Here is a 25505-nt window from a genome sequence, read left to right on the forward strand (position 1 = left end):
CGCATCGAACATCACATCAGGAGGGCGTCATGCCTGAGGCATTCATCTACGACCACGTTCGCACCCCCCGCGGCCGCGGCAAGGCGGACGGCGCGCTGCACGAAGTCACGGCGCTCGCGCTCGCGACCGTGCCGCTGAAGGCGCTGAAGGACCGCAACAATCTGCCGGAAGATTCCGTCGACGACGTCATCCTCGGCGTGGTCGATCCGGTTGGCGAGGCCGGAAGCGACATCGCGCGCTTCGCCGCGCTCAAGGCCGGTCTCGGCGAGGCCGTTCCGGGCGTGCAGATCAGCCGCTTCTGCGCCTCTGGCCTCGATGCGGTGAATTTCGCCGCCGCGCAGGTGATGAGCGGCCAGCACGAGCTGGTGATCGGCGGCGGCGCCGAATCCATGAGCCGCGTCGGCATCGGCGCGTCCGGCGGCGCCTGGCCGATGGATCCCTCGATGGCGGTGCCGGCCTATTTCATGCCGCAGGGCGTCTCGGCCGATCTGATCGCCACCAAATACGGCTTCTCGCGCGACGATGTCGACGCTTACGCCGTGCAGAGCCAGCAGCGCGCGGCCAAGGCCTGGGACGAGGGCCGCTTCAACAAGTCCGTGGTGCCGGTGAAGGACATCAACGGCCTCACCATCCTCGCCAAGGACGAGCATATGCGTCCGTCGACGACGATGCAGTCGCTGGCGCAGCTGCAGCCCTCGTTCACGATGATGGCGCAGATGGGCGGCTTCGACGGCGTCGCAATTCAGTCGCACCCCGAGATCGAGCGCGTCAATTACGTTCACCACGCCGGCAATTCCTCCGGCATCGTCGACGGCGCCGGCGCCGTGCTGCTCGGCAGCAAGGAGGCGGGTACGAAATACGGCATGAAGCCGCGTGCAAAAATCCGCGCCTTCGCCAATATCGGCTCGGAGCCGGCGATGATGCTGACCGGTCCGGTCGACGTCACCGAGAAGCTGTTCGCGCGCTCCGGCATGAAGAAGTCGGACATCGACCTGTTCGAGCTCAACGAGGCCTTTGCCTCCGTCGTGCTGCGCTACATCCAGGCCTTCGACATCGACAGCGCCAAGATCAACGTCAATGGCGGCGCCATCGCGCTCGGCCATCCGTTAGGGGCCACCGGCGCGATGATCCTCGGCACCGTGCTCGACGAGCTCGAGCGCACCAACAAGTCCACCGCCCTGGTCACGCTGTGCATCGGCGGCGGCATGGGCACCGCGACCATCATCGAGCGGGTGTAGCCGTAGGGTGGGTTAGCCGAAGGCGTAACCCACCGTGCCACGTCAACAAAGTTGGTGGGTTACGCTTCGCTAACCCACCCTACGAGACCCCCATCAACCGCCGCGCCTGGCATCGGCTGCGGCACCGAGGAGCAACCAACATGTCGTACAAGAATTTCAAGGTTGAGACCGACGCAGACGGCATCGCGCTCGTCACCTGGGACATTCCGGGCCGTTCCATGAACGTGCTCGACGAGACCTCGACCAACGAGCTCGATGCGATCGTCAAGGCGACCACGACTGACGCCGCGGTGAAGGGCGTCGTCATCACTTCGGCGAAAGAAGCGTTCTGCGCCGGCGCGGATCTGTCGATGCTCGAAGGCATGAACCAGGCCTACGCCAAGGTCTTCAAGGAGCAGGGCGAGACCGCGGCGAACCAGATGCTGTTCGACCAGAGCCGCCGCTTCTCGCAGGTTTTGCGTTCGATCGAGACCTCGGGCAAGCCGTGGGCGGCCGCGATCAACGGCCTCGCGCTCGGCGGCGGCTTCGAGATCACGCTGTGCTGCCATTACCGCGTCGCGGCGGAGAATCCCAAGACCCGCCTCGGTCTGCCCGAGGTCAAGGTTGGCCTGTTCCCGGGCGCCGGCGGCACGCAGCGCGTGCCGCGCCTGGTGCCGCCGCAGGATGCGATGACGATCCTGCTCAAGGGCGATCCTGTCACGATCGAGAAGGCCAAGGCGCTGAACCTGATCCACGCCATCGTTCCGGCCGCCGATCTCATCAAGGCCGCCAAGGACTGGATCAAGGGCGGCGGCAAGGCGATCGCGCCCTGGGACGAGAAGGGCTTCAAGCTGCCCGGCGGTCCGGTGTTCTCCAAGGCCGGCATGATGATGTTCCCCGCCGGCAACGCGATCTATCGCCGCGAGACCTACGACAATTATCCGGCCGCGCGCGCGATCATGAGCTGCGTCTATGAGGGCTTGCAGCTGCCGATCGACGCTGGCTTGCGCGTCGAGTCGCGCTACTTCACCTCGGTGCTGCGCTCGAAGGAGGCGGCCGCGATGATCCGCAGCCTGTTCCTGTCGATGCAGGAGCTCAACAAGGGCGCCCGCCGTCCGAAGGACGTTGCCCCGACCAAGGTGAAGAAGATCGCCGTGATCGGCGCCGGCTTCATGGGCGCCAGCGTCGGCTACGTCTCGGCCCGTGCCGGCCTCGACGTCGTCCTGATCGATCGCGACCAGGAGAGCGCCGACAAGGGCAAGGCGCACGCGCAGAAGTTGATCGAGGAGCAGATCAAGAAGGGCCGCGCCAAGCCTGCGGATGCCGAAGCGCTGCTCGCGCGCATCACGCCGACGGCCGACTATGCGGCGCTGAAGGACGTCGACCTCGTCATCGAGGCCGTGTTCGAGGACCGCAAGGTCAAGGCCGAGACCTTCGCCAAGGCGCAGGAATATCTGAAGCCGGACGTGATCTTCGCGTCGAACACCTCGACGCTGCCGATCACCTCGCTGGCCGAGAGCTTCAAGGACCAGGGCAAGTTCGTCGGCATCCACTTCTTCTCGCCGGTCGAGAAGATGATGCTGGTCGAGATCATCCTCGGCAAGAACACCGGCGACGTCGCGCTGGCGACCGCGCTCGACTACGTCCGGCAGATCGGCAAGACGCCGATCGTCGTCAACGATTCGCGCGGCTTCTTCGCCAACCGCTGCGTCGGCCGTTATGTCGCCGAAGGCAACGAGATGTTCCTCGAGGGCGTGCCGCCGGCGATGATCGAGAACTGCGCCAAGATGGCCGGAATGCCGGTCGGCCCGCTCTCGCTCTCGGATGAAGTCGCGCTCGACCTCGGCCTCAAGATCATGAAGGCGACGGAGGCCGATCTCGGTCCCAACGCCATCAACCCCGATCAGAAGAAGCTGATGGTGGAGATGGTCGAGAAGCAGGGCCGCCTGGGGCGCAAGAACAGCAAGGGCTTCTACGACTATCCCGAGAAGGGCAAGGGCCAGAAGAGCCTGTGGCCGGGCCTCTCGGCCTTGCAGCCGAAGCAACTCGACCCCGATACGCTCGACGTCGAGGAGCTGAAGCAGCGCTTCCTGGTGGTGCAGGCGGTGGAAGCGGCGCGCACCGTCGAGGATCACGTCATCACCGATCCGCGCGAGGCGGATGTCGGCTCGATCCTCGGCTTTGGCTTCGCGCCGTTCACCGGCGGCACGCTGTCCTACATCGATTTCATGGGCACGAAGAAGTTCGTCGAGCTCTGCCACAAGCTTGAGGCGAAGTACGGCTCGCGCTTCACCCCGCCGAAACTGCTCGAGGAGATGGCGGCGAAGGGCGAAACCTTCTACGGCCGATTCGCGCCGAAGAAGGCGGCGGCCTGACGGGGCCCGCAGCCCCGGATTGCGCTGCGCGCCATCCGGGCTACGCACAGATGAAAGGCCGGATCATTGATCCGGCCTTTTTGTTTTCCATCGCCGAATGGGGGAGATCGTGCGGCCTGATACCGCCTCGTCGGCGAGACCGCTCGCTTCGCGCTGGCACCGCTCTTGCTAACGGATCCAACGGATGGCCATTCGCATTGAAAGTGTCCCGCAATGATCCCGACGGTGTCTCAACTCAACGCAGCCGGCGTTGCTGTAAGATACGCTCCCCTGTCTCCGATGGGGCGGCCGTGGCCCCGCCGCAGGCTCTTCAGGCTGCGCAGAAAAATCCCCTCATGGGCCGGCCTGGCCCTACTCGTTCTCATCGTCGATGCGGCGATAGCCGCGCTTGCCTGGGTCGCCGTCGATGTCGTCCTGCATTGAGAGATCGCCTCTGTGCACGTAGAGCGTGGCCGCCAGATAGGCGACCTGGCCGGCAATGAGGCAGGCGACGACGATTGGGATGCCCGTCCAGAATCCGAAGCCCGAGGTCTGAAGTACTATTGCAGCAAGGATCGCGGTCGCCGGCGAAACCAACAATAGAGTCCAGACCCGGAAGAAGAGTCCCGTCGATAATCCGGCGATCATGCTCGCGAGCAAGAGCAGGAGTATGGTTGTCACCAGAGCTTCCCGGTTCGCAGGTCCGTATCGCGGTCCATGGCTGAACTTGAGCCGACTGCATCGCTGTCACAACGATGCTAACCTCCGCAGAGCACAGAAGGCGGAATTATTGTTAACTCCGACAATGCTCGTAAAATTGATGTCCCGGACATCTCGCACGTCCGGGCTTCCGCAACCGGTTCAAGCAGAAAGAGCCGGATCATCGATCCGGCTCTTCCATCATCTCGTCTGTTGAGTCTCGCCTTACTTCGCCTGGACCAGCCCTTCCTTCTTCAGTGCTTCCTGCACCTGCGGCCGCGCCGTGACGCGGGCCTTGTAGGCGGCAAGGTTCGGCATCGCCGAGAGGTCGAACTTCATCCGGTCCGCCCAGGTCAGCATCGTGAAGAGATAGCCGTCGGCCACCGTGAACTGCTTGCCCATGAGGTAGTCGCGGCCGGCGAGCTGGCTGTCGATATATTTCAGCTTGCCCATGACGCGGTCCTTGAAGAAAGCCTTGGCCTCGTCGTTCAGGGCCGGCGCGAATAGCGGACCAAAGCTCTTGTGCACCTCGGACGTGAGGAAGTTGAGCCATTCAAGCAGCTTGTAGCGCTCGGAACTGCCGTGGGCCGGCGCCAGCGCCTTGGCCGAAGCCTGATCGGCGATCATCTGGACAATCACGGGGCCTTCGGTCACGATCTCGCCGCTGTCGAGGCCCAGCGCAGGCACCTGACCCTTGGGGTTCAGCTTCAGATAATCCTCACCATTTTCGAGCTTCTTGGCCCGAATATCGACCTTGACCAGCTCATAGGGCAGGCCGGCTTCCAGGAGCGCGATGTGGGGGGACAGCGAGCAGGCACCGGGCGAATAGTACAGTTTCATGGAATTTCCTTCTCTTGAAGCTTGGTTCGGCCGAAAGAGCGATTACATGCAACTGCTTGGAATAGTCAAGATTGATGCAGCTGCATCAAATGGGGTAAGAGACGGGCGACGAGCTTGAGCGGGACCATGAAACGCAAACCATCGACCGAGGCGACTGCCGCCTGGATCCGCCTGATGCGGGTGCAGAGCCGCGTGCTCGATTGCGTCGAGCAGGACTTGAAGCGAGCCGGTTTCCCGCCGCTGGCCTGGTATGACGCGCTGCTCGAATTGTCGCGGGCGCCGTCGGGCGAGCTGCGGCCGGTGGAGCTCGAACGGCAGATGCTGATTCCGCAATATTCCACCTCGCGCCTGATCGACCGCCTGGTCGACGAGGGCCTCGCCTCCCGGCGCGAATGCAAGATCGACAAGCGCGGCCAATTCGTCGAGATCACCGAAGCCGGCCGCGAGCTGCAGAAGCGGATGTGGAGCGCCTATTCGGCCGCGATCGAGAAATATGTCGGTTCGAAACTGTCCGATGCCGATGCCGTCAAGCTCAGCGATCTGCTCGACCGCCTGGGCTGTTCCTGCGGCGAGATGAAACTGCCGCCCGTCGCCAACGTCAACGAAAGCACGCCGTCGCGATGACCGCGCGGCACACCCGTTCGTCCGTGCGCCCGGTGGGTTCGCGGACCATCCCCGTCACCCGCGCGCATTCGACCGAAGCGCCTTTGATTAGAGTTTGATATGGCGCGAGACCAGATCGATATGACGCCGTTGCAATCGCGCGACGAGCTCGTGGCGTGGTTCGAGGCCGGCTGCAAGGACCCGTCCGAATTCCGCATGGGCACCGAGCACGAGAAGACGCCGTTCACGCTCGAAGGCCACCGTCCGGTGCCTTACGAAGGCGCGCGAGGCATCGGTGCATTGCTCGAGGGCATGAAGCTCCTGCTCGGCTGGGAGCCGATCATGGAGCAGGGCAACATCATCGGCCTCTACGACGTCACCGGCGGCGGTGCGATCTCGCTCGAGCCCGGCGGACAGTTCGAGCTCTCCGGCGCCCCGGTCGAGAACGTGCACCAGACCCAGAGCGAGCTGATGGCGCATCTTGCACAGGTGCGCGAGATCGCAGCGCCGCTCGGCATCGGCTTCCTCGGCCTCGGCATGACGCCGTCCTGGTCGCGCGCCGAGATCCCGATGATGCCCAAGGGCCGCTACAAGATCATGACCAATTACATGCCGAAGGTCGGCCAATACGGCCTCGACATGATGTACCGGACCTGCACGGTGCAGACCAATCTCGACTTCTCCTCCGAAGCCGACATGGTCAAGAAGCTGCGGGTGTCGCTGGCGCTTCAGCCGGTCGCAACCGCGCTGTTCGCCAACTCGCCGTTCACCGAAGGCAGGCCGAACGGCTTCCTCTCCTTCCGCTCCGAGATCTGGCGCGACACCGACAATGCGCGGTCGGGCATGATGCCGTGGGCGTTCGAGGACGGCATGGGCTTCGAGCGCTATGTCGATTACGCGCTCGACGTGCCCATGTATTTCGTCAAGCGCGGCGAGGAGTACATCGACGTGTCGGGCTCCTCGTTCCGCGCCTTCTTCGACGGCCGCAACAACAACCTTCCCGGCGAGCGTCCGACGCTGTCGGACTGGGCCAATCATCTGTCGACCATCTTCCCGGAAGTGCGGCTCAAGCGTTATCTCGAGATGCGCGGCTCCGACGGCGGTCCGTGGGGCCGGTTGCCGGCGCTGCCGGCGTTCTGGGTCGGGCTGCTCTATGACGACGTCGCGCTCGATGCGGCCTGGGAGATCGTCAAGCACTGGACCGCGCAGGAGCGCCAGGCCCTGCGCGACGACGTGCCGCGCATGGGCTTCAAGGCGCGGATCAAGGATCGCTATCTGTTCGAGATCGCCAAGGAATGCCTCGTTCTGGCACATTCCGGCCTGCGCCGGCGGGGACGGATCGACCAGCTCGGCCGCGACGAAACGCGGCATCTGGAGCCGCTCGACCGCATCATCGATTCCGGCCGGACGCCGGCCGAGGAAATGTTGGACAAGTTCAACGGTCCCTGGAAGGGCTCGGTGGAACCGGCCTACGCGGAATACGCGTTCTAAAGCGCGATGCGATTAGGATGAATCGTCATCGCGCTTTAGGTTGTTGTTTGAGCATGATCTTTTCGGAAAACCGCTGCGCACTTTTCCGGATCATGCTTTAGGACACTGATCGGGAGTTCAGCCGTTCATCGCCCATACAGGTTTGCGGCGATCAAATGACCGGCTGAAAAAACCTGAGAGTCCTCAATAACTCGAAAGCTGTTCCGATGGGGAAGGGCCACCTGTCCGGCGCCGTCATGGCAAAGGTCCTGGCAAAGGTCCTGGCAAGCGTCGTGACATGTGTCACGCTGCTCTCGCTCGCACTCGCGGGCGTGCCGGCGCGCGCCCAGACCGCGTTCGACCGCCCCGGCGGCGACTATTTCAGCTCACCGGTTGCGTCGGGCGATCCGGAGGATTGCGCGCTGCTGTGCGAGCGCGACCGCCGCTGCCGCTCGTGGAGCTTCAACTATCCCGACGTCGAAGGCGGCTCGGCGGTGTGTTGGCTGAAGAACACCGTGCCGTCGCGCGTGCCGGGAAGCTGCTGTATCTCCGGCGTGCGCGGCGCCGGCGTGATCGAGCCGCGGGTCGAGGGCGTGGAGACGTCGATCGACCGCCCCGGCGGCGACCTGCGCAATTTCGATCTGAAGGACGGCGAGGGCGTGGAGGTCTGCAAGGCCGCATGCACCGCCGACAACAAATGCCGCGCCTTCACCTATGCCCGCCCCGGCTACACCGGGCGCGAGGCGCGCTGCTTCCTGAAAAAGGAAATCAAGCCGCCGCGCCGCAAGGCGGGCTTCACGTCGGGCGTGGTGCGGTGATGCTCGTACTCGCGCCCCGGGCGCAGGTGCCGTAGGGTGGGCAAAGGCGCGAAGCGCCGTGCCCACGATCTTTCCGATATGGCGACAGACGCGTGGGCACGCTCCGCTTTGCCCACCCTACGGCACCTCACTCCGCCGCAATCACCGTGAGCTCCGGCCACAGCGCCTTCCATCGCGCGGCTTTCACCGCGTAATTCGCCGCGGAAAAATTCGGTCCTGGATTCGGCCGCGCGATCAGGGCTGCAACGTCGTCAAACCCGTGCGGCGCGTAGACCTCGTAGCTATCTCGAGCGCGCCTGATGCCGATCTGCGTGTTCTGCGTGAGGAAGCGGTCGATGCCTTCTCGCGAGCTTCTCAGGGGCGGATAGGGCAGGCCGTGCTTGGCCGGGTACCACAGATGCACGCGGGCCTGGTTGCGGGTCTCGACCTTGACGCCGAGATGCGCGAGCCGCGCCTGCAGCGTGCGGATGACCGCGTCCTCCGCCTCCCACGAAGTGTCGGGATCGAAATAGAACACGTCGTAATCGGCGATGCCGTGGCTGATCGGACGGCGCGTGAGCACGTTCCATACGGTCTGCACCAGGCATCCCGAAACCAGCCACGCATCGGGAAGGGCGAGGCGATCGAGTTCATCGATGACCGTGACGCTGACGGGATTTCTCAGCGCGAGCGCGAGGAATTCGTCACGATTCATCGTGAGACGTGGAGTATCAATGCACGGCGGTGAAGAACCGCGCCAGCCGGAAGCCGGACAGCCAGGTCCACACCGGCTGGCTTCGCATGCCGAGATCCCAGGAGCCGAGCACCGCGTCCGCACGGCCGATCAGATTGTCGATCGGCAACAGGCCGACGCCGCCGGAGCGCAGCGACACGCGGCTGTCGGAGGAATTGTCACGGTTGTCGCCGAGCACGAAGAGGTGACCGGCCGGCACCGTCACCTCCGGCGTGTTGTCGAGCGGGCCGTTGTCGCGCATCTTGAAGATCAGATGCGAGACGCCGTTCGGCAGCGTCTCGACATAACGGTAGGCGGGCTCGTTGCGGCCATTGTCGTCCTCGGCAGCGCCGACGCCGTCCGGCTTGAGCTCGGCGGCGCGGTCGTTGATGAAGAGCTGGCCCTGCCGCATCTGGATGCGATCGCCGGGCAGACCCACGACGCGCTTGACCCAGGCCTGCGAGCGATCGCCGGGCCAGCGGAACACGACGACGTCGCCGAGCTTCGGCGTTTCCGCGAACACGCGGCCGGTCTCGGGCAGGCTGATCTGGATCGGCAGCGACGAGCTGCCGTAGCCATAGGGGAATTTCGAGGCGAGCAGCGCATCGCCGATCAGCAGCGTCGGCTCCATCGAGCCCGACGGCACGTAGAACGGCTCGGCAAGCGCGCCCTTGGCGATGAACACGGCGACGACGATGCCGGCGAGCTGAACGATCTGCCCGCCCCAGCCGCTGCCCTTCTTGGAGGTGACAGTCACTTTCTCAACGCTCATGCACCCGTTCCACCCACGGTAATGCGCTCCATCAGCAGCGACGGCTGGCCGACGCCGACAGGCACGCCCTGGCCGTTCTTGCCGCAGGTGCCGATGCCGGTATCGAGCGCGAGATCGTTGCCGATCATGCGGATGCGATGCAGGTCGGTCGGCCCGTTGCCGATCAGCATGGCGCCCTTGAGCGGGGCCCCTAACTTGCCGTTCTCGATCTTGTAGGCCTCGGTGCACTGGAACACGTACTTGCCCGAGGTGATGTCGACCTGGCCGCCGCCGAAATTCGCGGCGAAGACGCCATTCTTCACCGAGGCGAGGATCTCGCCCGGATCGCGGTCGCCCGCGAGCATGTAGGTATTGGTCATGCGCGGCATCGGCACATGGGCATAGCCCTGGCGGCGGCCGTTGCCGGTCGGCTTCATGTTCATCAGCCGCGCGTTCTGACGGTCCTGCATGTAGCCGACCAGGACGCCGTCCTCGATCAGCACGGTGCGATTGGTCGGCGTGCCCTCGTCGTCGATCGACAGCGAGCCGCGGCGCGAGGCAATGGTGCCGTCGTCGACCACGGTGACGCCCTTGGCCGCGACCTGCTGGCCCATCAGGCCGGCGAATGCAGAGGTCTTCTTGCGGTTGAAATCGCCCTCCAGGCCGTGGCCGACCGCTTCGTGCAGCATCACGCCGGGCCAGCCGGCCCCTAACACGACGTCCATCTCGCCGGCGGGGGCGGGAATCGATTCCAGATTGACCAGCGCCTCGCGCAGCGCGCCGTCGGCGGCGTCACGCCAATTCCGGCTCTCGATGAATTCGGCATAGCCGGCACGGCCGCCATAACCCTTGCTGCCGCTCTCCTGGCGGTCGCCTTGGCCAGCCACGACGGAGATGTTGACGCGCACGAGCGGACGGATGTCGCGATAGCTCTCGCCGTCCGGCCGCAGGATCTCGACCACCTGCCAGGTCGCGCCGAGGCTGACGCTGACCTGCCGCACCCGCGGATCCTTGTCGCGCAGGTAAGCGTCGATCTCGGCGAGCAGCTTGACCTTGGTCTCGAAGCCCGGTGCGTCGAGCGGATTGTCGTCGCCATAGAGCCGCACATTGGTGTGCGGAGGCGGCGCGGCAAAACTGCCGGAATAGCCGCCGCGCACGGCCGCGACCGCGTCCGCGGCGCGCATCAGCGCCGGCAGCGAGACGTCGGAGGAATGGGCGTAGCCCACGGCATCATCCTTGACCGCGCGCAAGCCAAAACCTTGCGAGGTGTCGTAGGTCGCCTGCTTCAGCCGCCCATTGTCGAACATCAGCGCTTCGGTCTGACTGTACTCCAGGAACAGCTCACCGTCGTCGGCACCGGAAAGCCCGCGCGCGACCTCGTGGCGAACCTGGTCGCGGTCGAGATTGGCGCGGTCGAGCAGGGAGGTCGTGGCAGGATTGGTCATGCGTCCATCCATTAGCGGAAGATCTAGGGCAAGATAATGGTTTCGGATCGGTTCCGCGAGGGGCGGGGCGTCACATTACGGAAACGATAGGATGGGGCGAGACGCTCGTGGAGGACATCGCGGCAAGCATCAATCTATCACCGTCACCCTGAGGCGGCCGCTTCTTCAGCGGCCCTCGAAGGGCGACGGCCCGGCTGTCAGTTCGGCCGCTCATCCTTCGAGGCTCGCACGGCAGCGCGACTGCGCTGCCGAACTCGCGCCTCAGGATGACGGAAGGGAGAGCGGGCGATCGAGTGCCGCCCTACGGCAGCTTGTCATAGCCCTCGCCGAGGCCGTTCAGGCTCAGCGGGAAGCCGATGCCCTCTTCCGGCGTCTCGAAGATGATGAAGGTGGCGGTCTTGGCGCTGCGGAGCTGGCCGAGCAGCTTGTCGTCCATGACGACCTCGGCGACGCAGCCATTGGGCAGGCAGCGGACGAAGCCGGCCCGGCCGACGTCCTGGTTGTCGAGCTTGAGGCCGAGACCGGAGGGCAGCAGCACACCCAGCGGCGCCACCACGCGCATCAGGCGGCTCTTCTGGTCGGCGGTCTTCAGCACGATCACGGTCAGGCCGGCATTGGAGCGGTCTTCCGCCACCACGCTCTGGATCAGGGCGCATTGCTCGGTCTGGGCGCCGGGCGGCGTGTCGCAGCGAATCTGCCAGTCGCCATGGACGGAGCGCACCGCGCCCTGCGCATGGGCAAGGCCGGGGAGCGCCAGGAGGGCGAGCGCAACCAGCAGGGCGGTCAGCGCCGGGAGGCGGTTAGGCTGCCTTGTGGCCGGCCTTGCCATCGATTTCGAAAGCCCCATCGGGTCGGTCCCTCTGCTCGCCTTCCTCGCTCGCGCTTGGCGGACTCATCTGGCGGACTGATACGGGAATGACGGCGTCTTGAAGGCGATTGCCAAGCAAATTCCGCGCCGTCTCGCACCGCCGCCGCCCGCACGAATCAGGTTCCTGCGCGGCCATCTGCCAGTGCCTAACGCGGGCAATTCCGCTGTCAAGCGGCAGCATCCCGGCCAACGGTATTTTTGTCCGATGTTACTAGGAATTATCCTGCGGGTGATGGCTGGCAGATCAGGCTCAAGACTGCATTGCGATAGATCAAGAATTATGGTTTGAGAGGCTAGATTTCGGCGTTCTAGCGATCTGGCCCGAATTCCTCTTAGAGGTATTCTTGCGCGGCGGTTTGTCAGGCGGGCGGATCGAATAAGCGTTGCCCGGACACAGGGCAGCGCACTTGGGGTGATTTCGTAAGGGGAGCGCGAACGGCATGAGGATGTCGATGGGTCGGGTGGGCCAGCATCTGCTGGGATTGGCCACCATCGCCGTGGTGGCGGCTGGCGTCACGCTGGCGACGGGTGGCGCGGCATTCGCCGAGGTCGGGCAGCCGGCTCCGTGGGAGTGGACGCTCCAGCAGTCCGGTTCTCCGGTGATGGACAACATCGTCTGGTTCCACAACTTCCTGTTCGTGCTGATCACGCTGATCACGCTGTTCGTTCTGGCGCTGCTCGTGGTCGTGGTCGTCAAGTTCAACGCGCGGGCCAATCCGGTGCCGTCGCGGACCACTCACAACACGCTGATCGAGGTGGCCTGGACGCTCGTTCCGGTGCTGATCTTGGTCGGCATCTCGGTGCCGTCGTTCCGGCTGCTGTTCCTAGAGCTCGACATTCCGAAAGCGGATCTGACCATCAAGGCGACCGGCAAGCAGTGGTACTGGTCCTATGCCTATCCCGATAACGGCAAGTTCGAGTTCGACTCGCTGATGGCGCAGGACAAGCAGCCCCGTCTGCTCGGCGTCGACAACGAGATGGTGGTGCCGGTCAACAAGGTGATTCGCGTCCAGACCACCGGCGCCGACGTCATTCATGCCTTCGCGGTGCCGGCTTTCGGCGTCAAGATCGACGCCATTCCGGGCCGCCTGAACGAGACCTGGTTCAAGGCCACCAAGACCGGCATGTATTACGGTCAGTGCTCGGAATTGTGTGGCAAGGACCACGCTTTCATGCCGATCGCCGTGCGCGTGGTGAGCGACCAGGAATTCGCCTCCTGGGTCGAGACGGCGAAGAAGAAATATGCGAGCGGCGGCGCCAGCACCTACGCCTCCGCGGCCGGCCCGACGCAGTAAGCGTCGGGTGAGGGCTTGAGGCACTGGAAGCGATATAAGGGCGGGACCTCCAAAGGTCCGAATGGGACGCAAGGCAGGATTTGAAAATGGCAACGAGCGCAGCGGCACACGGCGATCACGCCCACGGACATGACGAGCATGCCCATCCGACCGGATGGCGCCGCTACGTCTATTCGACCAACCACAAGGACATCGGCACGATGTACCTGGTCTTCGCGGTCATCGCCGGCGTCATCGGCGCCGTGATGTCGATCGCGATCCGTGCCGAGCTGATGTATCCGGGCGTGCAGGTCTTCCACGAGACCCACACCTATAACGTGTTCGTGACCTCGCATGGTCTGATCATGATCTTCTTCATGGTCATGCCCGCGATGATCGGCGGCTTCGGCAACTGGTTCGTTCCGCTGATGATCGGCGCGCCCGACATGGCGTTCCCGCGCATGAACAACATCTCGTTCTGGCTGCTGCCTGCCTCCTTCGCCCTGCTCCTGATGTCGACCTTCGTCGAGGGCGAGCCGGGCGCCAACGGCGTCGGCGCCGGCTGGACCATGTACGTGCCGCTGTCGAGCTCCGGGCATCCGGGCCCGGCCGTCGACTTCGCGATCCTGTCGCTGCATCTGGCGGGCGCCTCGTCGATTCTCGGCGCCATCAACTTCATCACCACCATCTTCAACATGCGCGCGCCGGGCATGACCCTGCACAAGATGCCGCTGTTCGTGTGGTCGATCCTGGTGACGGTGTTCCTGCTGCTGCTGTCGCTGCCGGTGCTCGCCGGCGCGATCACCATGCTGCTCACCGACCGCAATTTCGGCACGACGTTCTTTGCACCCGACGGCGGCGGCGACCCCGTGCTGTTCCAGCATCTGTTCTGGTTCTTCGGTCACCCCGAGGTGTACATCCTGATCCTGCCCGGCTTCGGCATGATCAGCCAGATCGTCTCGACCTTCTCGCGCAAGCCCGTGTTCGGCTATCTCGGCATGGCCTACGCCATGGTCGCGATCGGCGGCATCGGCTTCGTGGTGTGGGCGCACCACATGTACACGGTCGGCATGTCGTCGGCGACGCAGGCCTATTTCGTCGCCGCGACGATGGTCATCGCGGTTCCGACCGGCGTGAAGATCTTCTCGTGGATCGCCACCATGTGGGGCGGCTCGATCGAATTCCGCGCCCCGATGATCTGGGCCGTGGGTTTCATCTTCCTGTTCACGATCGGCGGCGTCACCGGCGTCGTGCTGGCGAACGCCGGCGTCGACCGCGTGCTGCAGGAGACCTATTACGTCGTCGCGCACTTCCACTACGTGCTCTCGCTCGGCGCGGTGTTCGCGATCTTCGCCGGCTGGTACTACTGGTTCCCGAAGATGTCGGGCTACATGTACAATGAAGGGCTCGCGAAGGCGCACTTCTGGGTCACCTTCATCGGCGTCAACCTGGTGTTCTTCCCGCAGCACTTCCTCGGCCTGTCCGGCATGCCGCGCCGCTACGTCGACTATCCCGATGCGTTCGCGGGCTGGAACCTGGTCTCGTCGCTCGGCTCCTACATCTCCGGCTTCGGCGTGCTGATCTTCCTGTACTGCGTGGTCGACGCCTTCATGAAGAAGGTGCCGGCGGGCGACAATCCGTGGGGTGCGGGCGCGACCACGCTGGAATGGACGCTGCCCTCGCCGCCGCCCTTCCATCAGTTCGAAGTGCTGCCCCGCGTGCAATAAGCGATCACCGCGGCGCCCGTGACGGGCGCCGCGGCTCTTATAACGAAGCGAGTTGAATTCGTGTCCGTCCTCGACCAGAACGCCATCGACATCAATCCCCGCATCTCCGAGGCGGAGGTCGGCGACTACATCGCGCTCTTGAAGCCGCGGGTGATGTCGCTGGTGATCTTCACCGCGCTGGTGGGGATGGCGATGGCGCCGGGACACTTCCACCCCGTGCTCGCGTTCACCTCGCTGCTCTGCATCGCCGTCGGTGCCGGCGCCTCCGGCGCGCTCAACATGGCGCTCGAAGGCGACATCGACGCCAAGATGTCGCGCACGGCGAACCGGCCGATCCCGCGCGGCCGCATCACCCGACCCGAGGCGATGGCGTTCGGCCTGACGCTGTCCTTCTTCTCGGTGATGACGCTCGGCATCCTCGTCAACTGGATCGCAGGCAGCCTGCTCGCCTTCACCATCTTCTTCTACGTCGTGATCTACACGATGGTCCTGAAGCGCTGGACCGCGCAGAACATCGTGATCGGCGGCGCCGCCGGCGCGCTGCCGCCGGTGGTGGCCTGGGCCGCCGTCACGGGCACGGTCGACGTCGAGCCGCTGCTGCTGTTCGCCATCATCTTCTTCTGGACCCCGCCGCATTTCTGGGCGCTGGCGCTGTTCCGCTCCGACGACTACGCGCGCGCCGGCATTCCGATGTTGCCCAACGTCGCCGGTCCCGATGCGACGCGGCTTCAGATCCTGCTCTACACCGTCGTGCTGATCGCGGTCGCCGCCGCACCCTGGGCGCTTGGCTATTTCGACGCCGTCTACGGCATCGTTTCGCTGATCCTGGGGGCCGGCATGCTGGGGCTCGCGATCAACGTCTATCTGCGCCGCGAGCGAGCTGCGTCGCTGCGCGCGACCCGCAAGCTGTTTGCCTTTTCGATCCTCTATCTGTTCGTGCTGTTCGCGACCCTGCTGGCCGAGGTCGTGGTCCGGGCGCTTGCTCCGATGGTAGGGGGCGCATGATCACAGCGATGGCCGACAAACCCGAGACAGGTGGAATCGTCCTCACCGAGGCGCAGAAGAAGAGCCGTCGTCAGCGCTCGATTGCGATCGCACTCGCGCTCGGCGTGCTCGTGGTGCTGTTCTTCGCCGTCACCATGGTCAAGGGACCGGCAGTTCTCGTGCGGCCGATGTAGCAAAGATGAATCAGGGGCCGACCATATCGCAGGATGAGCGCGCCAGGCCGGCCGATCGTAAGCCTGGCACGCGCCGCGGGCTGGGTCGCGATGCGGTGGTTGCGTCCATCTGCGGCGGCGTGGTCGCGCTGATGGTCGGCGCTTCCTACGCGGCGGTGCCGTTCTACAATTGGTTCTGCCGCGCCACCGGTTTCAACGGCACGACGCAAGTGGCGACCTCCGCGCCGGCCACCGGGCCGATCGCGCGGAAGATCTCGGTGCGCTTCGATTCCAACGTCGCGCCTGGCCTGCCCTGGAAATTCGAGCCGGAGCAGAACGAGATCGAGGTCAATATCGGAGAGGTCACGACCGTCTTCTATACCGTGACCAACCAGGCCGCGCGCACCACGGCCGCGCAGGCTGCCTACAACGTCGCGCCGCTGACGGTCGGCTCCTATTTCCAGAAGATCAACTGCTTCTGCTTCACCGAGCAGACCATGGCGCCGGGCGAGAAGCGCGAAATGCCGGTCGTGTTCTACGTCGATCCGTCGATCGCCGACGATCACGAGAACGACGGGCTGAACACGATCACGCTGTCCTACACCTTCTATCCGGTGAAGGATCCCGTGGTGAAGCCGCTGGCATCGGGCGAAAGCGACAAGCGCAAGGGTAATCTCTGACCGCCGGGCTCGCGCTCGCAAGGTCGGAAACAAGGGGATAAGTGCCTGACAGGCACGGGATTGAGGAGAGAGACCGCAAATGGCAACGGCGCACACCAAGCATCACGACTATCACCTGGTCGATCCCTCTCCGTGGCCGGCCGTCGGTTCGCTCTCGGCCTTCATCATGGCGGTCGGCGCGATCGCCTGGATGCATCACATGTTCTCGGCTGCGCCGATCGTGTTCGGCGTCGGCACCGTCGGCGTGCTCTACACCATGGCGAGCTGGTGGGGCGACGTGATCAAGGAAGCCCAGTACAAGGGCGACCACACCCGCGTCGTGCAGCTGCATCACCGCTACGGCATGATCCTGTTCATCGCCTCCGAAGTGATGTTCTTCGTCGCCTGGTTCTGGGCCTATTTCAACGCGGCGCTGTTTCCGGCCGACGCCGTCCACGCCACCCGCGACGCCGTGTTCGGCTGCGGCCTCGGCACCCAGCCCGGCGCCTGCGCGGTCCCCGGCACCTGGCCGCCGAAGGGCATCGAGACCTTCGATCCCTGGCACCTGCCGCTCCTGAACACGCTGATCCTGCTGACCTCGGGCACCACCGTGACCTGGGCGCACCACGCACTGCTCGAGAACGACCGCCAGGGGCTGAAATACGGCCTGATCCTCACCGTGGTGCTGGGCGCGCTCTTCACCTGCGTGCAGGCCTATGAGTACGGCCACGCGGCGTTCTCCTTCGCCGGCAACGTCTATGGCGCGACCTTCTTCATGGCGACCGGCTTCCACGGCTTCCATGTGCTGGTCGGCACCATCTTCCTGCTGGTCTGCCTGTTCCGCGCCTATGCCGGCCACTTCACGCCGAAGCAGCACCTCGGCTTCGAGTTCGCCGCCTGGTACTGGCACTTCGTCGACGTGGTTTGGCTGTTCCTGTTCCTCTGCATCTACGTCTGGGGACGCGGCGCCGAGAGCATGGCCCACGGCGCGCACTGAGCCGCGAGGAATCGACCAGAAGGGGCGGCCGCAGGGCCGCCCTTCGTTTTTGGACCGCCGGAAAGTTTCGGCGAAAACTGTGCTAGAGTCCGCCATCATGAACGAGACCGCCGGCAAGTCCGAGCCAGAGACCACTGTCCTGCAGAGCGCGCTGCGCGGGCTTGCCTGCAGATGTCCGCGCTGCGGCCAGGGCAAGCTCTATGCAGGCTTCCTGACCCTCGCGCCCGCCTGCGACCGCTGCGGTCTCGACTACGCCTTCATCGATACCGGCGACGGTCCGGCAATCTTCATCATCATGCTGGCCGGTGGGATCGTCGTTGCGGCAGCGCTCATCGTCGAGGTCAAATACCAGCCGCCGTACTGGCTGCATGCGGTACTGTGGTTGCCGCTGATCCTGGCCACCACGCTCCTGCCGCTGCGTGCGATGAAGTCGCTGCTGATCGCGCTGCAATTCCACCACAAGGCGGCGCCGGGCCGGTTGGTCGACCGCGCGAAATGAACCACCCTGCGCGCAAGCCCCGCGTGGCCGGCTTCGCGCTGTTCACGCTGTTCCTGACGGCTGTCTTCGTCGCACTCGGCGTCTGGCAGTTGCAGCGGCGGGCCGCCAAGCACGAGCTGGTCGCGGCGCTCACCGAGCGCCTGGCCACAGCGCCGGTCCCGCTGCCGCCGCCGGCGCTATGGGCCGGCCTCAATCCCGCGCGCGATGAATTCCGCCGCGTCAGCTTCACCGCGACCTACGCAGCCCTGCCGGATGCGATGGTCTATTCGTCCGGCTCGGCGGTGCGCAAGGACGCCTCCGGCCCCGGCACCTGGGCCTTCCTGCCGGCGCGGCTGCCGAGCGGCGAGACGGTCGTGATCGACGCGGGCTTCGTCGAGAACACGATGCAGGACCGCGGCGTCGAGGATCGGGCGGTGAAGAAGCTCGTGACCGGGCAGCCGGTCGCGCTGACCGGTTATCTGCGCTTTCCCGAGGCGCCCGGCTGGCTGACGCCCGCCGAAAACCGTGACAAACGGCTCTGGTTCGTGCGCGATCATCGGGCTATCGCAAGCGCGCTCGGCTGGGGCGCGGTGGCGCCGTTCTATGTCGATCTCGAGCAGCCAGCGCCCGAGAACGGAATTCCGCGTCCGGGGCCGCTCGACGTGCACCTGAAGGACGACCACCTGCAATACGCCGTCACCTGGTTCTTGCTCGCCGGCGCCGTGCTGATCGCCTTCGCCGTGTGGGCCAGAGGCCGGCGACGGAGCTGAGATGGTCGGTCTCCGCGCCGGAACCCGGTATCGCCCGGGGTTTATTATTCAGCGCACATTCACGAGGGTGGCCCTAAGCCGCCGGTGGTTTTCCGCGGCAGACAGGATTGCGGCGTGAGTGATTTCGATCAGATGGGAATTGTCGTCGACTGGGTGGATGCCTGCCGGAGCGGCGACCTCGCGACGTTGCTCGACCTCTATGCCGACGACGCCCAGGTCGAATGCATGTGTAACGGCGCGCGGCGTTACCGCGGCCGGAGCGAGCTCGAGGCCTATTGGCAGCCGCGGCTCAGCGCGTTCTCGCTGGCGGGTTTCGGGCTGGAGGAGATCCACCCGATGCCACATGGCGTCGATCTCGAATATTCGGTCGCCGGTGCGCTGCGTATTCGCGCCTCGTTTCGCTTCAGTCCGGAAGGCAAGATCCACAGCACGCTGTGCGAGCCCGCGCGGCAGAACGCGCATAACGGCTGCGCGTGCTAAAGCGGAATGGGTTTTGGTTGAATCGATGCGTGCGGAGAACTCGGATCACCTCTCCCCGTCGGGGAGAGGTCATCGCCCGCGCCGATCGAACCTCACTCCATCGTGCTTTAGCGGTTGACCGGCGCCTCGCGCGTCGGTGCAGCCGGAAGGCGGCAGCGTACATAGGTTCGCTCGTCCACCCGCAGCAGCGACAGTGATCCGCTGAGCGCGCGCACGCGCTCGTGCATGCCGGTCAGGCCGCGGCCGAAGACATTGTCGGCGGGGAAGCCGCCGCCGTCGTCCGAGATCTCGATGACCAGCGTCTCACCGGCGATGGTCGCCTGGACATGGGCGCTGCCGGCCTTGGCGTGGCGCAGCACGTTGGTCAGTGCCTCCTGGATCACCCGATAGACGGTCCGGGCCAGCGGTCCGTCGATCACGTTGAGATCCGGATCGATCGTATCCGTCAGGTTGATATGGGGTGCCTGCTTGCGAAAATTCCGGAGCAGCGTCTGCACGCTGGTCGCGAGGCCCAGCTCCTCGATGTAAAGCGGCCGCAGCCGGTCGAGGATGCGGCGGTTGGTCTGCTGGAGCGCTTCGACCGATTGCAGCACTTGCTGAGCCGGGTTGCCGAGATTTCCCGCCGACGGCGCGGCCTCCACCAGCGCGATCGTGCCCGCGCGGATGCTGAACAGCAGCGGCCCGAGCTCGTCGTGCAGCTCGCGGGCGAGATCGCGCCGCTCGTCGTCCTGGAGCGACACCAGGCGATGCATCAGATCGCGATTGTCCTGGCTCAATTGCGCAAGCGTTGCAGCCAGCGCATTTGCTTCCGTACAGCTCTGCCGAATCTCCGGCGGTCCCCCGACCGGGATCGGCTTTGCGTAATCCCCACGCCGCATCCGCGTCAGGCCTTCGCCGAGATGCTGCAACGGTCGTAGCGCCGATCCCGCGAAGATGTAGGCGATGATTCCGGTGAGCACCATCAGCACGGCGACGAGGCTGGTCAGCGCGAGGAAGCCGATCCACTTCTCGAACAGGTCGGCTGACAGGTCCGGTAAGAACACGATATCGCCGATATGTCTGCCGTCGATCAGCACCGGCGCCGCAGCGTCCGTGTCCGGCACCATGAGCAGGTCGACAAACCACTGCGGTACCCCTTGCGGATTTCGCATGGCGTCCTTTGGCGAAGGCACAGGAACGCCTTCCGCAGAACGGAAGTGGATGTCCGAGGATCCGGCCAGGGATTGGACGAAGGCATCCAGGGTCTTCTGCGGATGGTCCGACGCCCGCAAAGTGTCGTTGAGTGCGGTGGCGATCGTTCGGATGGAACGTCGAGCGGGCTCGTGCTCGTCGTCGAGCTGCCCGGCTGCAAATATCTGCAGCAATATGCCCCCCAGGATCAGCGCCGCCAGAAAACTCGCGCCGAGCGGAAGAAACAGTTGCGTTCTGAACGAGAGTCGTTGCCACATTAGGTCAATTCTAACGCGCATCGGCGGAATTTGCTCTTTCCATTTGTTCCCGCCGGTCTATGAATCGAGAAACAAGAGAGCGCGCGATGCAAGAGACTGCGAAGCCGGGGACCAGGGTCCTGATTGTCGACGACCATCCCGTGGTGCTGTCCGGTTGCCGCACCCTGTTCGCTTCCGACCACTCGATCCGTATCGAGGAGGCAACGGACGCCAAATCCGGGCATCGTGCCTATGTCAGCAAGCGGCCCGACGTCGCCGTGATCGACATCAGCCTGCCGGATGTCTCCGGTTTCGAGCTGATGCGACGAATCCGCAAGGACGATCCTGACGCCAAGATCATCATGTTCAGCATGAACGACGATCCTGCCTTCGTGGTGCGGGCCGTCGAGCTTGGGGCGCAAGGCTATGTTTCCAAGGGCGACGATCCCAGGATCCTGTTGAAAGCGGTGCGCAAGGTGGTCGCGGGCGACAATTTCATCTCACCGCAACTCGCGGAAGCCGTGACGTTTTCCGGCGCGGCGATCAAGGCCAACCCGGCCTCGCAGATGACGCCGCGGGAGCTCGAGATCCTCCGCCTGCTCGGACGCGGCGACAAGATCGTGGAAGTCGCGAAGGCGCTTGGCATCTCCTACAAGACGGTCGCCAACACCACGTCCCTGCTCAAGCAGAAGCTGGGGGCCAAGAACCATTCCGACCTGATCAGGATCGCAGTGGAAATCGGGATGAATTGACGTCCTGGATGCTGGCGGCCCGGGGCACTGGCGGCCCGGACACTGGCGGCCCGGAAGCACCGAACCGGCCGCTCCAGGACGCAGCCGGTTCGGCGGAACGGATCGGTGTCAGGGTGCAGCCGGGCAATGCATGGACACCGTCGACACCCATCCGCCGATCCCAGTGGAGGGAGGGCGGCATTGGTTCCGGAGATCTCCGAGAGTTCGGGAAATAACGGCAATGCGCGGCGTGTCGCTGCCTGGCTGCGCTTGCCGGGTCCGGATCTTTGTCGGGAAAAATAGGAACATTTTCTCCTCCGCATCGTTTTCACCCTTGACGGTTTCGTGACAGGCGACGAAAGGTTGCGCGAACAGTTTTGACGGGGCGGCGACCCCGACAGGCAAACCGGTCTGCACACATCAACGACAGACCTTCCAAGAGAGGGGCTGCGGTACGACCGCAGCCCCTTTTCGTTGGACCGGGTCCAGGTGGGAAGCGGTTTCCTGATGCCGCAAAACACTTTATGGTGGCTCAAAGCCTCTGGCCGCTAACAAGTAATTTCGTGAAATCAAAGGCTTAACGGGCGGCCCAGGCCGCCCGGCCTTTGGAGGGCAGTTTGACTCGTTATATCTCGACCCGGGGCGAGGCCCCCGAACTCGGCTTCTGCGACGTGATGCTGACCGGGCTCGCGCGCGATGGCGGCCTGTATGTGCCAACCATCTGGCCGCAGCTCTCCACCGAGACCATCGCCGGTTTCTTCGGCCGTCCCTATTGGGAGGTCGCGGTCGATGTGATTCGTCCCTTCACCGGCGGCGAGATCACCGACGCCGAGCTCGGCCGCATGGCGAACGAGGCCTATGCGACCTTCCGCCACCCGGCGGTGGTGCCGCTGCGCCAGATGTCGCCGCACCAGTTCGTGCTGGAGCTGTTCCACGGTCCGACGCTCGCCTTCAAGGACGTGGCGATGCAGCTCATCTCGCGGCTGATGGACCATGTGCTCGCCAAGCGCGGCCAGCGCACCACCATCGTGGTCGCGACGTCAGGCGATACCGGCGGCGCCGCTGTGGAGGCTTTCGCCGGCCTCGAGAACGTGGACCTGATCGTGCTGTTTCCGCACGGCCGCATCTCCGAGGTGCAGCGGCGGATGATGACGACGACGGGCGCGGCCAACGTCCATGCGCTCGCCATCGAGGGCAATTTCGACGATTGCCAGGCGCTCGTGAAGGGGATGTTCAACAACCATCGCTTCCGCGATGCCACCTCTCTCTCCGGCGTCAATTCCATCAACTGGGCGCGCATCGTCGCCCAGGTGGTCTACTATTTCACCTCGGCCGTTGCCGTCGGTGCGCCGGCGCGCGCGGTGGATTTCGTGGTGCCGACCGGCAATTTCGGCGACATCTTTGCCGGCTACGTCGCCAAGCGGATGGGATTGCCGGTGCGGACCCTGCGCATCGCCGCCAACGTCAACGACATCCTGGCGCGCACGCTGAAGACGGGGATCTACGAAGTGCGCGAGGTGCACGCGACGGCGTCGCCGTCGATGGATATCCAGATCTCGTCGAATTTCGAACGGCTGCTGTTCGAGGCCGGCCGGCGCGATGCGGCGGGCGTGCGCCGCCTGATGGATTCGCTGAAGCAGTCCGGGCGTTTCGTGCTGCCCGATGCGACGCTGGCCGCCATCCGCGAGGAGTTCGACGCCGGGCGCGCCGACGAGACCGAGACCGCGGCCGCGATCCGCGCCGGCTGGCGCGAGGCGGGCGAGCTGGTCGATCCCCATACGGCGGTGGCGCTCGCTGTCGCCGACCGCGACACCACGGACACGCGGGTGCCGAGCATCGTGCTCTCCACCGCCCATCCGGCCAAATTCCCCGACGCCGTCGAAGCGGCCTGCGGCCAGCGGCCGCAACTGCCGGCCTGGCTCGACGGTTTGATGACCAAATCCGAACACATGAAGGTGATGAAGAACGATCAGGCCGAGGTCGAGCGCTTTGTGCTGTCGGTCAGCCGCGCCGCAAAGCAGGGAGTTGCCGGATGAGTGTCGAGATTTCCAAGCTTGCCTCCGGCCTCACCGTCGTCACCGACAAGATGCCGCAACTCGAGACCGCGGCGCTCGGCGTCTGGGCCGGCGTCGGCGGCCGTGACGAGAAGCCGAACGAGCATGGCATTTCGCATCTGCTCGAGCACATGGCGTTCAAGGGCACCACGAAGCGCTCCTCGCGCGAGATCGTCGAGGAGATCGAGGCGGTCGGCGGCGACCTCAATGCCGGCACCTCGACCGAGACCACGTCCTATTATGCGCGGGTGCTGAAGGCCGACGTGCCGCTCGCGCTCGACGTGCTCGCCGACATCCTTGCCAATCCCGCCTTCGAGCCCGACGAGCTGGAACGCGAGAAGAACGTCATCGTGCAGGAGATCGGAGCCGCACAGGATACGCCCGACGACGTCGTGTTCGAGCATCTCAACGAGCTCTGCTATCCCGACCAGCCGATGGGCCGCTCGCTGCTCGGCACGGCCAAGACGCTGCGCAGCTTCAACCGCGACATGCTGCGCGGTTACCTCTCGACGCATTATCGCGGGCCCGACATGGTGGTGGCGGCGGCCGGCGCGGTCGATCACGATCAGGTGGTCGCCGAGGCCGAGAAGCGCTTTGCCAGTTTCGAGGCGACGCCTGGCCCGAAGCCGCAAACCGCTCAGTTCGGCAAGGGCGGCGCCAAGGTGGTGCATCGCGAGCTGGAGCAGGCGCATCTGACGCTGGCGCTGGAAGGCGTGCCGCAGAGCGATTTGTCGCTGTTCTCGCTCCAGGTCTTCACCAACGTCCTCGGCGGCGGAATGTCGTCGCGCCTGTTCCAGGAGGTGCGCGAGAAGCGCGGCCTCTGCTACTCCATCTATTCGTTCCACGCGCCCTATACCGATACCGGGTTTTTCGGCCTCTACACCGGCACCGACCCGGCCGATGCGCCGGAGATGATGGAAGTCGTGGTCGACATCATGAATGATTCGGTGGAAACGTTGACCGAGGCAGAGATCGCGCGCGCCAAGGCGCAGATGAAGGCGGGTCTGCTGATGGCGTTGGAGAGCTGCTCTTCCCGCGCCGAGCAGCTCGCCCGGCACGTCCTCGCCTATGGCCGGCCGCAGACGGTCGAGGAACTGGTCGGGCGGATCGATGCCGTCAGCGTCGAATCGACCCGGGACGCCGCGCGTGCGCTGTTGTCACGGAGCCGGCCTGCCGTTGTCGCATTGGGCAGTGGCAGGGGTCTGGACACGGCGGTGTCTTTTGCGGAAGGATTGACCCGGGCGCGCGCCAAGGCCCGGCTGCACTAGGAGCCGCGCAACGGCGGACCGCCCCGGAAAGCATCACCATGGCCCTCTTTCGCCTGCCGTCCAGTGGACCCGCCGCCCTCGCACCGCGCGGCAACGGGCTGTTGTTGCGCGCGCCGCAGATGTCGGACTTTCTGCAATGGGCTCATCTGCGCGAGTCCAGCCGCGACTACCTGACGCCCTGGGAGCCGATCTGGCCGTCGGACGATCTCACCCGCTCGGGCTTCCGCCGCCGTCTGCGCCGCTATTCCGAGGACATCGCCGCGGATCGTTCCTATCCCTTTCTGATCTTCCGCGAGCTCGACGGCGCCATGGTCGGCGGCATCACGCTGGCCAATGTCCGCCGCGGCATCGTGCAGGCCGGCACCATCGGCTATTGGGTCGGGCAGCCTCATGCCCATCGCGGCTACATGACGGCCGCGCTGCGGGTGCTGCTGCCGACATTGTTCGGCGAGCTCAATCTGCACCGGGTCGAGGCCGCCTGCATCCCCACCAATGCGCCGTCGATCCGGGTGCTGGAAAAGTGCGGCTTCTCACGCGAGGGGCTCGCCCGCCGCTATCTCTGCATCAACGGGGTCTGGCAGGATCACTTGCTGTTCGGCCTGCTCCATGAGGATTTCCGCGGCTGAGCCGCGCCGGCGGCCAAGTCCCCTTTTTGCTGCCTTGGGTTCGCCGATTTTGGCGATATAACCGCATGCCCGGACGGCGA

25 protein-coding genes are annotated in these 25505 nt (G+C 65.0%); 18 read left to right on the forward strand and 7 right to left on the reverse strand.

The window, feature by feature from the left end; translation table 11 throughout:
* Positions 1 to 29: 29 nt before the first annotated feature.
* Together E4K64_RS28275 and E4K64_RS28280 are read left to right on the forward strand one after the other, a co-directional pair.
* Positions 30 to 1238, forward strand: a complete 1209-nt coding sequence (locus E4K64_RS28275) for an acetyl-CoA C-acetyltransferase (RefSeq protein WP_135166415.1) — start codon at positions 30 to 32, stop codon at positions 1236 to 1238.
* Between the two features lie 140 nt (positions 1239 to 1378).
* Positions 1379 to 3592 (forward strand): FAD-dependent oxidoreductase, encoded by a 2214-nt coding sequence (locus E4K64_RS28280; protein WP_135166416.1) that lies wholly within the window; start codon positions 1379 to 1381, stop codon positions 3590 to 3592.
* Positions 3593 to 3943: 351 nt separating this feature from the next.
* Here E4K64_RS28280 and E4K64_RS28285 read toward each other — a convergent pair whose 3' ends face one another.
* The gene (locus E4K64_RS28285; protein ID WP_235884805.1) at positions 3944 to 4252 is read right to left on the reverse strand and encodes a hypothetical protein; all 309 of its coding nucleotides are present in this window, start codon (positions 4250 to 4252) and stop codon (positions 3944 to 3946) included.
* A 243-nt stretch (positions 4253 to 4495) separates the two neighbouring features.
* Positions 4496 to 5110 (reverse strand): glutathione transferase GstA, encoded by a 615-nt coding sequence (gene gstA / locus E4K64_RS28290; RefSeq protein ID WP_135166417.1) that lies wholly within the window; start codon positions 5108 to 5110, stop codon positions 4496 to 4498.
* 126 nt (positions 5111 to 5236) lie between these two features.
* Here gstA and E4K64_RS28295 point away from each other — a divergent pair, with 126 nt between their 5' ends.
* The 3 genes from E4K64_RS28295 to E4K64_RS28305 all read left to right on the forward strand — a co-directional run bounded on the left by E4K64_RS28295 (position 5237) and on the right by E4K64_RS28305 (position 8001).
* On the forward strand, positions 5237 to 5734 hold the full coding sequence (locus tag E4K64_RS28295) for a MarR family winged helix-turn-helix transcriptional regulator (RefSeq protein ID WP_135166418.1): 498 nt from the start codon (positions 5237 to 5239) through the stop codon (positions 5732 to 5734).
* Between the two features lie 99 nt (positions 5735 to 5833).
* Entirely contained in the window at positions 5834 to 7204 is a 1371-nt protein-coding gene (locus E4K64_RS28300; RefSeq protein ID WP_135166419.1) for a glutamate--cysteine ligase, read from the forward strand.
* 206 nt (positions 7205 to 7410) lie between these two features.
* Entirely contained in the window at positions 7411 to 8001 is a 591-nt protein-coding gene (locus E4K64_RS28305; RefSeq protein WP_135166420.1) for a PAN domain-containing protein, read from the forward strand.
* 127 nt (positions 8002 to 8128) lie between these two features.
* Here the strand turns inward: E4K64_RS28305 and E4K64_RS28310 are convergent, their stop codons facing one another.
* The 4 genes from E4K64_RS28310 to E4K64_RS28325 form a co-directional block, all read right to left on the reverse strand.
* Positions 8129 to 8695: a nucleotidyltransferase family protein gene (locus E4K64_RS28310; RefSeq protein ID WP_135166421.1), complete on the reverse strand. Its 567-nt coding sequence runs from the start codon at positions 8693 to 8695 to the stop codon at positions 8129 to 8131.
* Between the two features lie 16 nt (positions 8696 to 8711).
* Positions 8712 to 9485 carry a signal peptidase I gene (gene lepB, locus E4K64_RS28315; RefSeq protein ID WP_135166422.1) on the reverse strand — a complete coding sequence of 258 codons (774 nt, stop codon included), beginning with the start codon at positions 9483 to 9485 and terminating at the stop codon, positions 8712 to 8714.
* Positions 9482 to 10909, reverse strand: a complete 1428-nt coding sequence (tldD, locus tag E4K64_RS28320; protein ID WP_126261066.1) for a metalloprotease TldD — start codon at positions 10907 to 10909, stop codon at positions 9482 to 9484. Before tldD ends, lepB begins: the two co-directional genes overlap by 4 nt.
* A 301-nt stretch (positions 10910 to 11210) precedes the next feature.
* Complete coding sequence (locus E4K64_RS28325) at positions 11211 to 11756, reverse strand: invasion associated locus B family protein (RefSeq protein WP_135166423.1); 546 nt, start codon at positions 11754 to 11756, stop codon at positions 11211 to 11213.
* 461 nt (positions 11757 to 12217) lie between these two features.
* Between E4K64_RS28325 and coxB the strand changes: the two genes are divergently transcribed.
* The 9 genes from coxB (at position 12218) to E4K64_RS28370 (ending at position 19319) form a co-directional block, all read left to right on the forward strand.
* Complete coding sequence (gene coxB / locus E4K64_RS28330) at positions 12218 to 13072, forward strand: cytochrome c oxidase subunit II (protein WP_135166424.1); 855 nt, start codon at positions 12218 to 12220, stop codon at positions 13070 to 13072.
* 86 nt (positions 13073 to 13158) lie between these two features.
* A complete protein-coding gene (gene ctaD / locus E4K64_RS28335) occupies positions 13159 to 14778 on the forward strand; it encodes a cytochrome c oxidase subunit I (RefSeq protein WP_135166425.1) in 1620 nt (539 codons plus the stop codon).
* A 60-nt stretch (positions 14779 to 14838) separates the two neighbouring features.
* Positions 14839 to 15783 (forward strand): heme o synthase, encoded by a 945-nt coding sequence (locus E4K64_RS28340; RefSeq protein WP_135166426.1) that lies wholly within the window; start codon positions 14839 to 14841, stop codon positions 15781 to 15783.
* On the forward strand, positions 15780 to 15956 hold the full coding sequence (locus E4K64_RS28345) for a hypothetical protein (RefSeq protein ID WP_028134045.1): 177 nt from the start codon (positions 15780 to 15782) through the stop codon (positions 15954 to 15956). Before E4K64_RS28340 ends, E4K64_RS28345 begins: the two co-directional genes overlap by 4 nt.
* A 5-nt stretch (positions 15957 to 15961) precedes the next feature.
* A complete protein-coding gene (locus E4K64_RS28350; RefSeq protein ID WP_135166427.1) occupies positions 15962 to 16615 on the forward strand; it encodes a cytochrome c oxidase assembly protein in 654 nt (217 codons plus the stop codon).
* A gap of 79 nt (positions 16616 to 16694) precedes the next feature.
* On the forward strand, positions 16695 to 17591 hold the full coding sequence (locus E4K64_RS28355) for a cytochrome c oxidase subunit 3 (protein WP_135166428.1): 897 nt from the start codon (positions 16695 to 16697) through the stop codon (positions 17589 to 17591).
* A 97-nt stretch (positions 17592 to 17688) separates the two neighbouring features.
* Entirely contained in the window at positions 17689 to 18090 is a 402-nt protein-coding gene (locus E4K64_RS28360; RefSeq protein WP_135166429.1) for a DUF983 domain-containing protein, read from the forward strand.
* The gene (locus E4K64_RS28365; RefSeq protein WP_135166430.1) at positions 18087 to 18839 is read left to right on the forward strand and encodes an SURF1 family protein; all 753 of its coding nucleotides are present in this window, start codon (positions 18087 to 18089) and stop codon (positions 18837 to 18839) included. Before E4K64_RS28360 ends, E4K64_RS28365 begins: the two co-directional genes overlap by 4 nt.
* A gap of 114 nt (positions 18840 to 18953) precedes the next feature.
* Complete coding sequence (locus E4K64_RS28370; protein WP_135166431.1) at positions 18954 to 19319, forward strand: nuclear transport factor 2 family protein; 366 nt, start codon at positions 18954 to 18956, stop codon at positions 19317 to 19319.
* Between the two features lie 107 nt (positions 19320 to 19426).
* Here the strand turns inward: E4K64_RS28370 and E4K64_RS28375 are convergent, their stop codons facing one another.
* On the reverse strand, positions 19427 to 20767 hold the full coding sequence (locus E4K64_RS28375; RefSeq protein ID WP_135166432.1) for a histidine kinase: 1341 nt from the start codon (positions 20765 to 20767) through the stop codon (positions 19427 to 19429).
* An 86-nt stretch (positions 20768 to 20853) separates the two neighbouring features.
* Between E4K64_RS28375 and E4K64_RS28380 the strand changes: the two genes are divergently transcribed.
* The 4 genes from E4K64_RS28380 (at position 20854) to E4K64_RS28395 (ending at position 25425) form a co-directional block, all read left to right on the forward strand.
* A complete protein-coding gene (locus E4K64_RS28380; RefSeq protein WP_135166433.1) occupies positions 20854 to 21498 on the forward strand; it encodes a response regulator transcription factor in 645 nt (214 codons plus the stop codon).
* A gap of 596 nt (positions 21499 to 22094) precedes the next feature.
* Positions 22095 to 23513: a threonine synthase gene (gene thrC / locus E4K64_RS28385; RefSeq protein ID WP_164719018.1), complete on the forward strand. Its 1419-nt coding sequence runs from the start codon at positions 22095 to 22097 to the stop codon at positions 23511 to 23513.
* Complete coding sequence (locus tag E4K64_RS28390; protein WP_126261080.1) at positions 23510 to 24799, forward strand: M16 family metallopeptidase; 1290 nt, start codon at positions 23510 to 23512, stop codon at positions 24797 to 24799. Before thrC ends, E4K64_RS28390 begins: the two co-directional genes overlap by 4 nt.
* Positions 24800 to 24837: 38 nt before the next feature.
* Positions 24838 to 25425 (forward strand): GNAT family N-acetyltransferase, encoded by a 588-nt coding sequence (locus tag E4K64_RS28395; RefSeq protein ID WP_011084002.1) that lies wholly within the window; start codon positions 24838 to 24840, stop codon positions 25423 to 25425.
* Positions 25426 to 25505 lie beyond the last annotated feature (80 nt).

Source organism: Bradyrhizobium frederickii, from assembly GCF_004570865.1.
Classification (GTDB): domain Bacteria; phylum Pseudomonadota; class Alphaproteobacteria; order Rhizobiales; family Xanthobacteraceae; genus Bradyrhizobium; species Bradyrhizobium frederickii.

Coding starts and splice junctions, on each gene's coding strand:
- E4K64_RS28275 (WP_135166415.1), top strand. CDS start 30: ATGCCTGAGGCATTCATCTACGACCACGTTCGCACCCCCCGCGGCCGC.
- E4K64_RS28280 (WP_135166416.1), top strand. CDS start 1,379: ATGTCGTACAAGAATTTCAAGGTTGAGACCGACGCAGACGGCATCGCG.
- gstA (WP_135166417.1), bottom strand. CDS start 5,110: ATGAAACTGTACTATTCGCCCGGTGCCTGCTCGCTGTCCCCCCACATC.
- E4K64_RS28295 (WP_135166418.1), top strand. CDS start 5,237: ATGAAACGCAAACCATCGACCGAGGCGACTGCCGCCTGGATCCGCCTG.
- E4K64_RS28300 (WP_135166419.1), top strand. CDS start 5,834: ATGGCGCGAGACCAGATCGATATGACGCCGTTGCAATCGCGCGACGAG.
- E4K64_RS28305 (WP_135166420.1), top strand. CDS start 7,411: ATGGGGAAGGGCCACCTGTCCGGCGCCGTCATGGCAAAGGTCCTGGCA.
- E4K64_RS28310 (WP_135166421.1), bottom strand. CDS start 8,695: ATGAATCGTGACGAATTCCTCGCGCTCGCGCTGAGAAATCCCGTCAGC.
- lepB (WP_135166422.1), bottom strand. CDS start 9,485: ATGAGCGTTGAGAAAGTGACTGTCACCTCCAAGAAGGGCAGCGGCTGG.
- tldD (WP_126261066.1), bottom strand. CDS start 10,909: ATGACCAATCCTGCCACGACCTCCCTGCTCGACCGCGCCAATCTCGAC.
- E4K64_RS28325 (WP_135166423.1), bottom strand. CDS start 11,756: ATGGGGCTTTCGAAATCGATGGCAAGGCCGGCCACAAGGCAGCCTAAC.
- coxB (WP_135166424.1), top strand. CDS start 12,218: ATGAGGATGTCGATGGGTCGGGTGGGCCAGCATCTGCTGGGATTGGCC.
- ctaD (WP_135166425.1), top strand. CDS start 13,159: ATGGCAACGAGCGCAGCGGCACACGGCGATCACGCCCACGGACATGAC.
- E4K64_RS28345 (WP_028134045.1), top strand. CDS start 15,780: ATGATCACAGCGATGGCCGACAAACCCGAGACAGGTGGAATCGTCCTC.
- E4K64_RS28350 (WP_135166427.1), top strand. CDS start 15,962: ATGAATCAGGGGCCGACCATATCGCAGGATGAGCGCGCCAGGCCGGCC.
- E4K64_RS28355 (WP_135166428.1), top strand. CDS start 16,695: ATGGCAACGGCGCACACCAAGCATCACGACTATCACCTGGTCGATCCC.
- E4K64_RS28360 (WP_135166429.1), top strand. CDS start 17,689: ATGAACGAGACCGCCGGCAAGTCCGAGCCAGAGACCACTGTCCTGCAG.
- E4K64_RS28365 (WP_135166430.1), top strand. CDS start 18,087: ATGAACCACCCTGCGCGCAAGCCCCGCGTGGCCGGCTTCGCGCTGTTC.
- E4K64_RS28375 (WP_135166432.1), bottom strand. CDS start 20,767: ATGTGGCAACGACTCTCGTTCAGAACGCAACTGTTTCTTCCGCTCGGC.
- E4K64_RS28380 (WP_135166433.1), top strand. CDS start 20,854: ATGCAAGAGACTGCGAAGCCGGGGACCAGGGTCCTGATTGTCGACGAC.
- E4K64_RS28390 (WP_126261080.1), top strand. CDS start 23,510: ATGAGTGTCGAGATTTCCAAGCTTGCCTCCGGCCTCACCGTCGTCACC.
- E4K64_RS28395 (WP_011084002.1), top strand. CDS start 24,838: ATGGCCCTCTTTCGCCTGCCGTCCAGTGGACCCGCCGCCCTCGCACCG.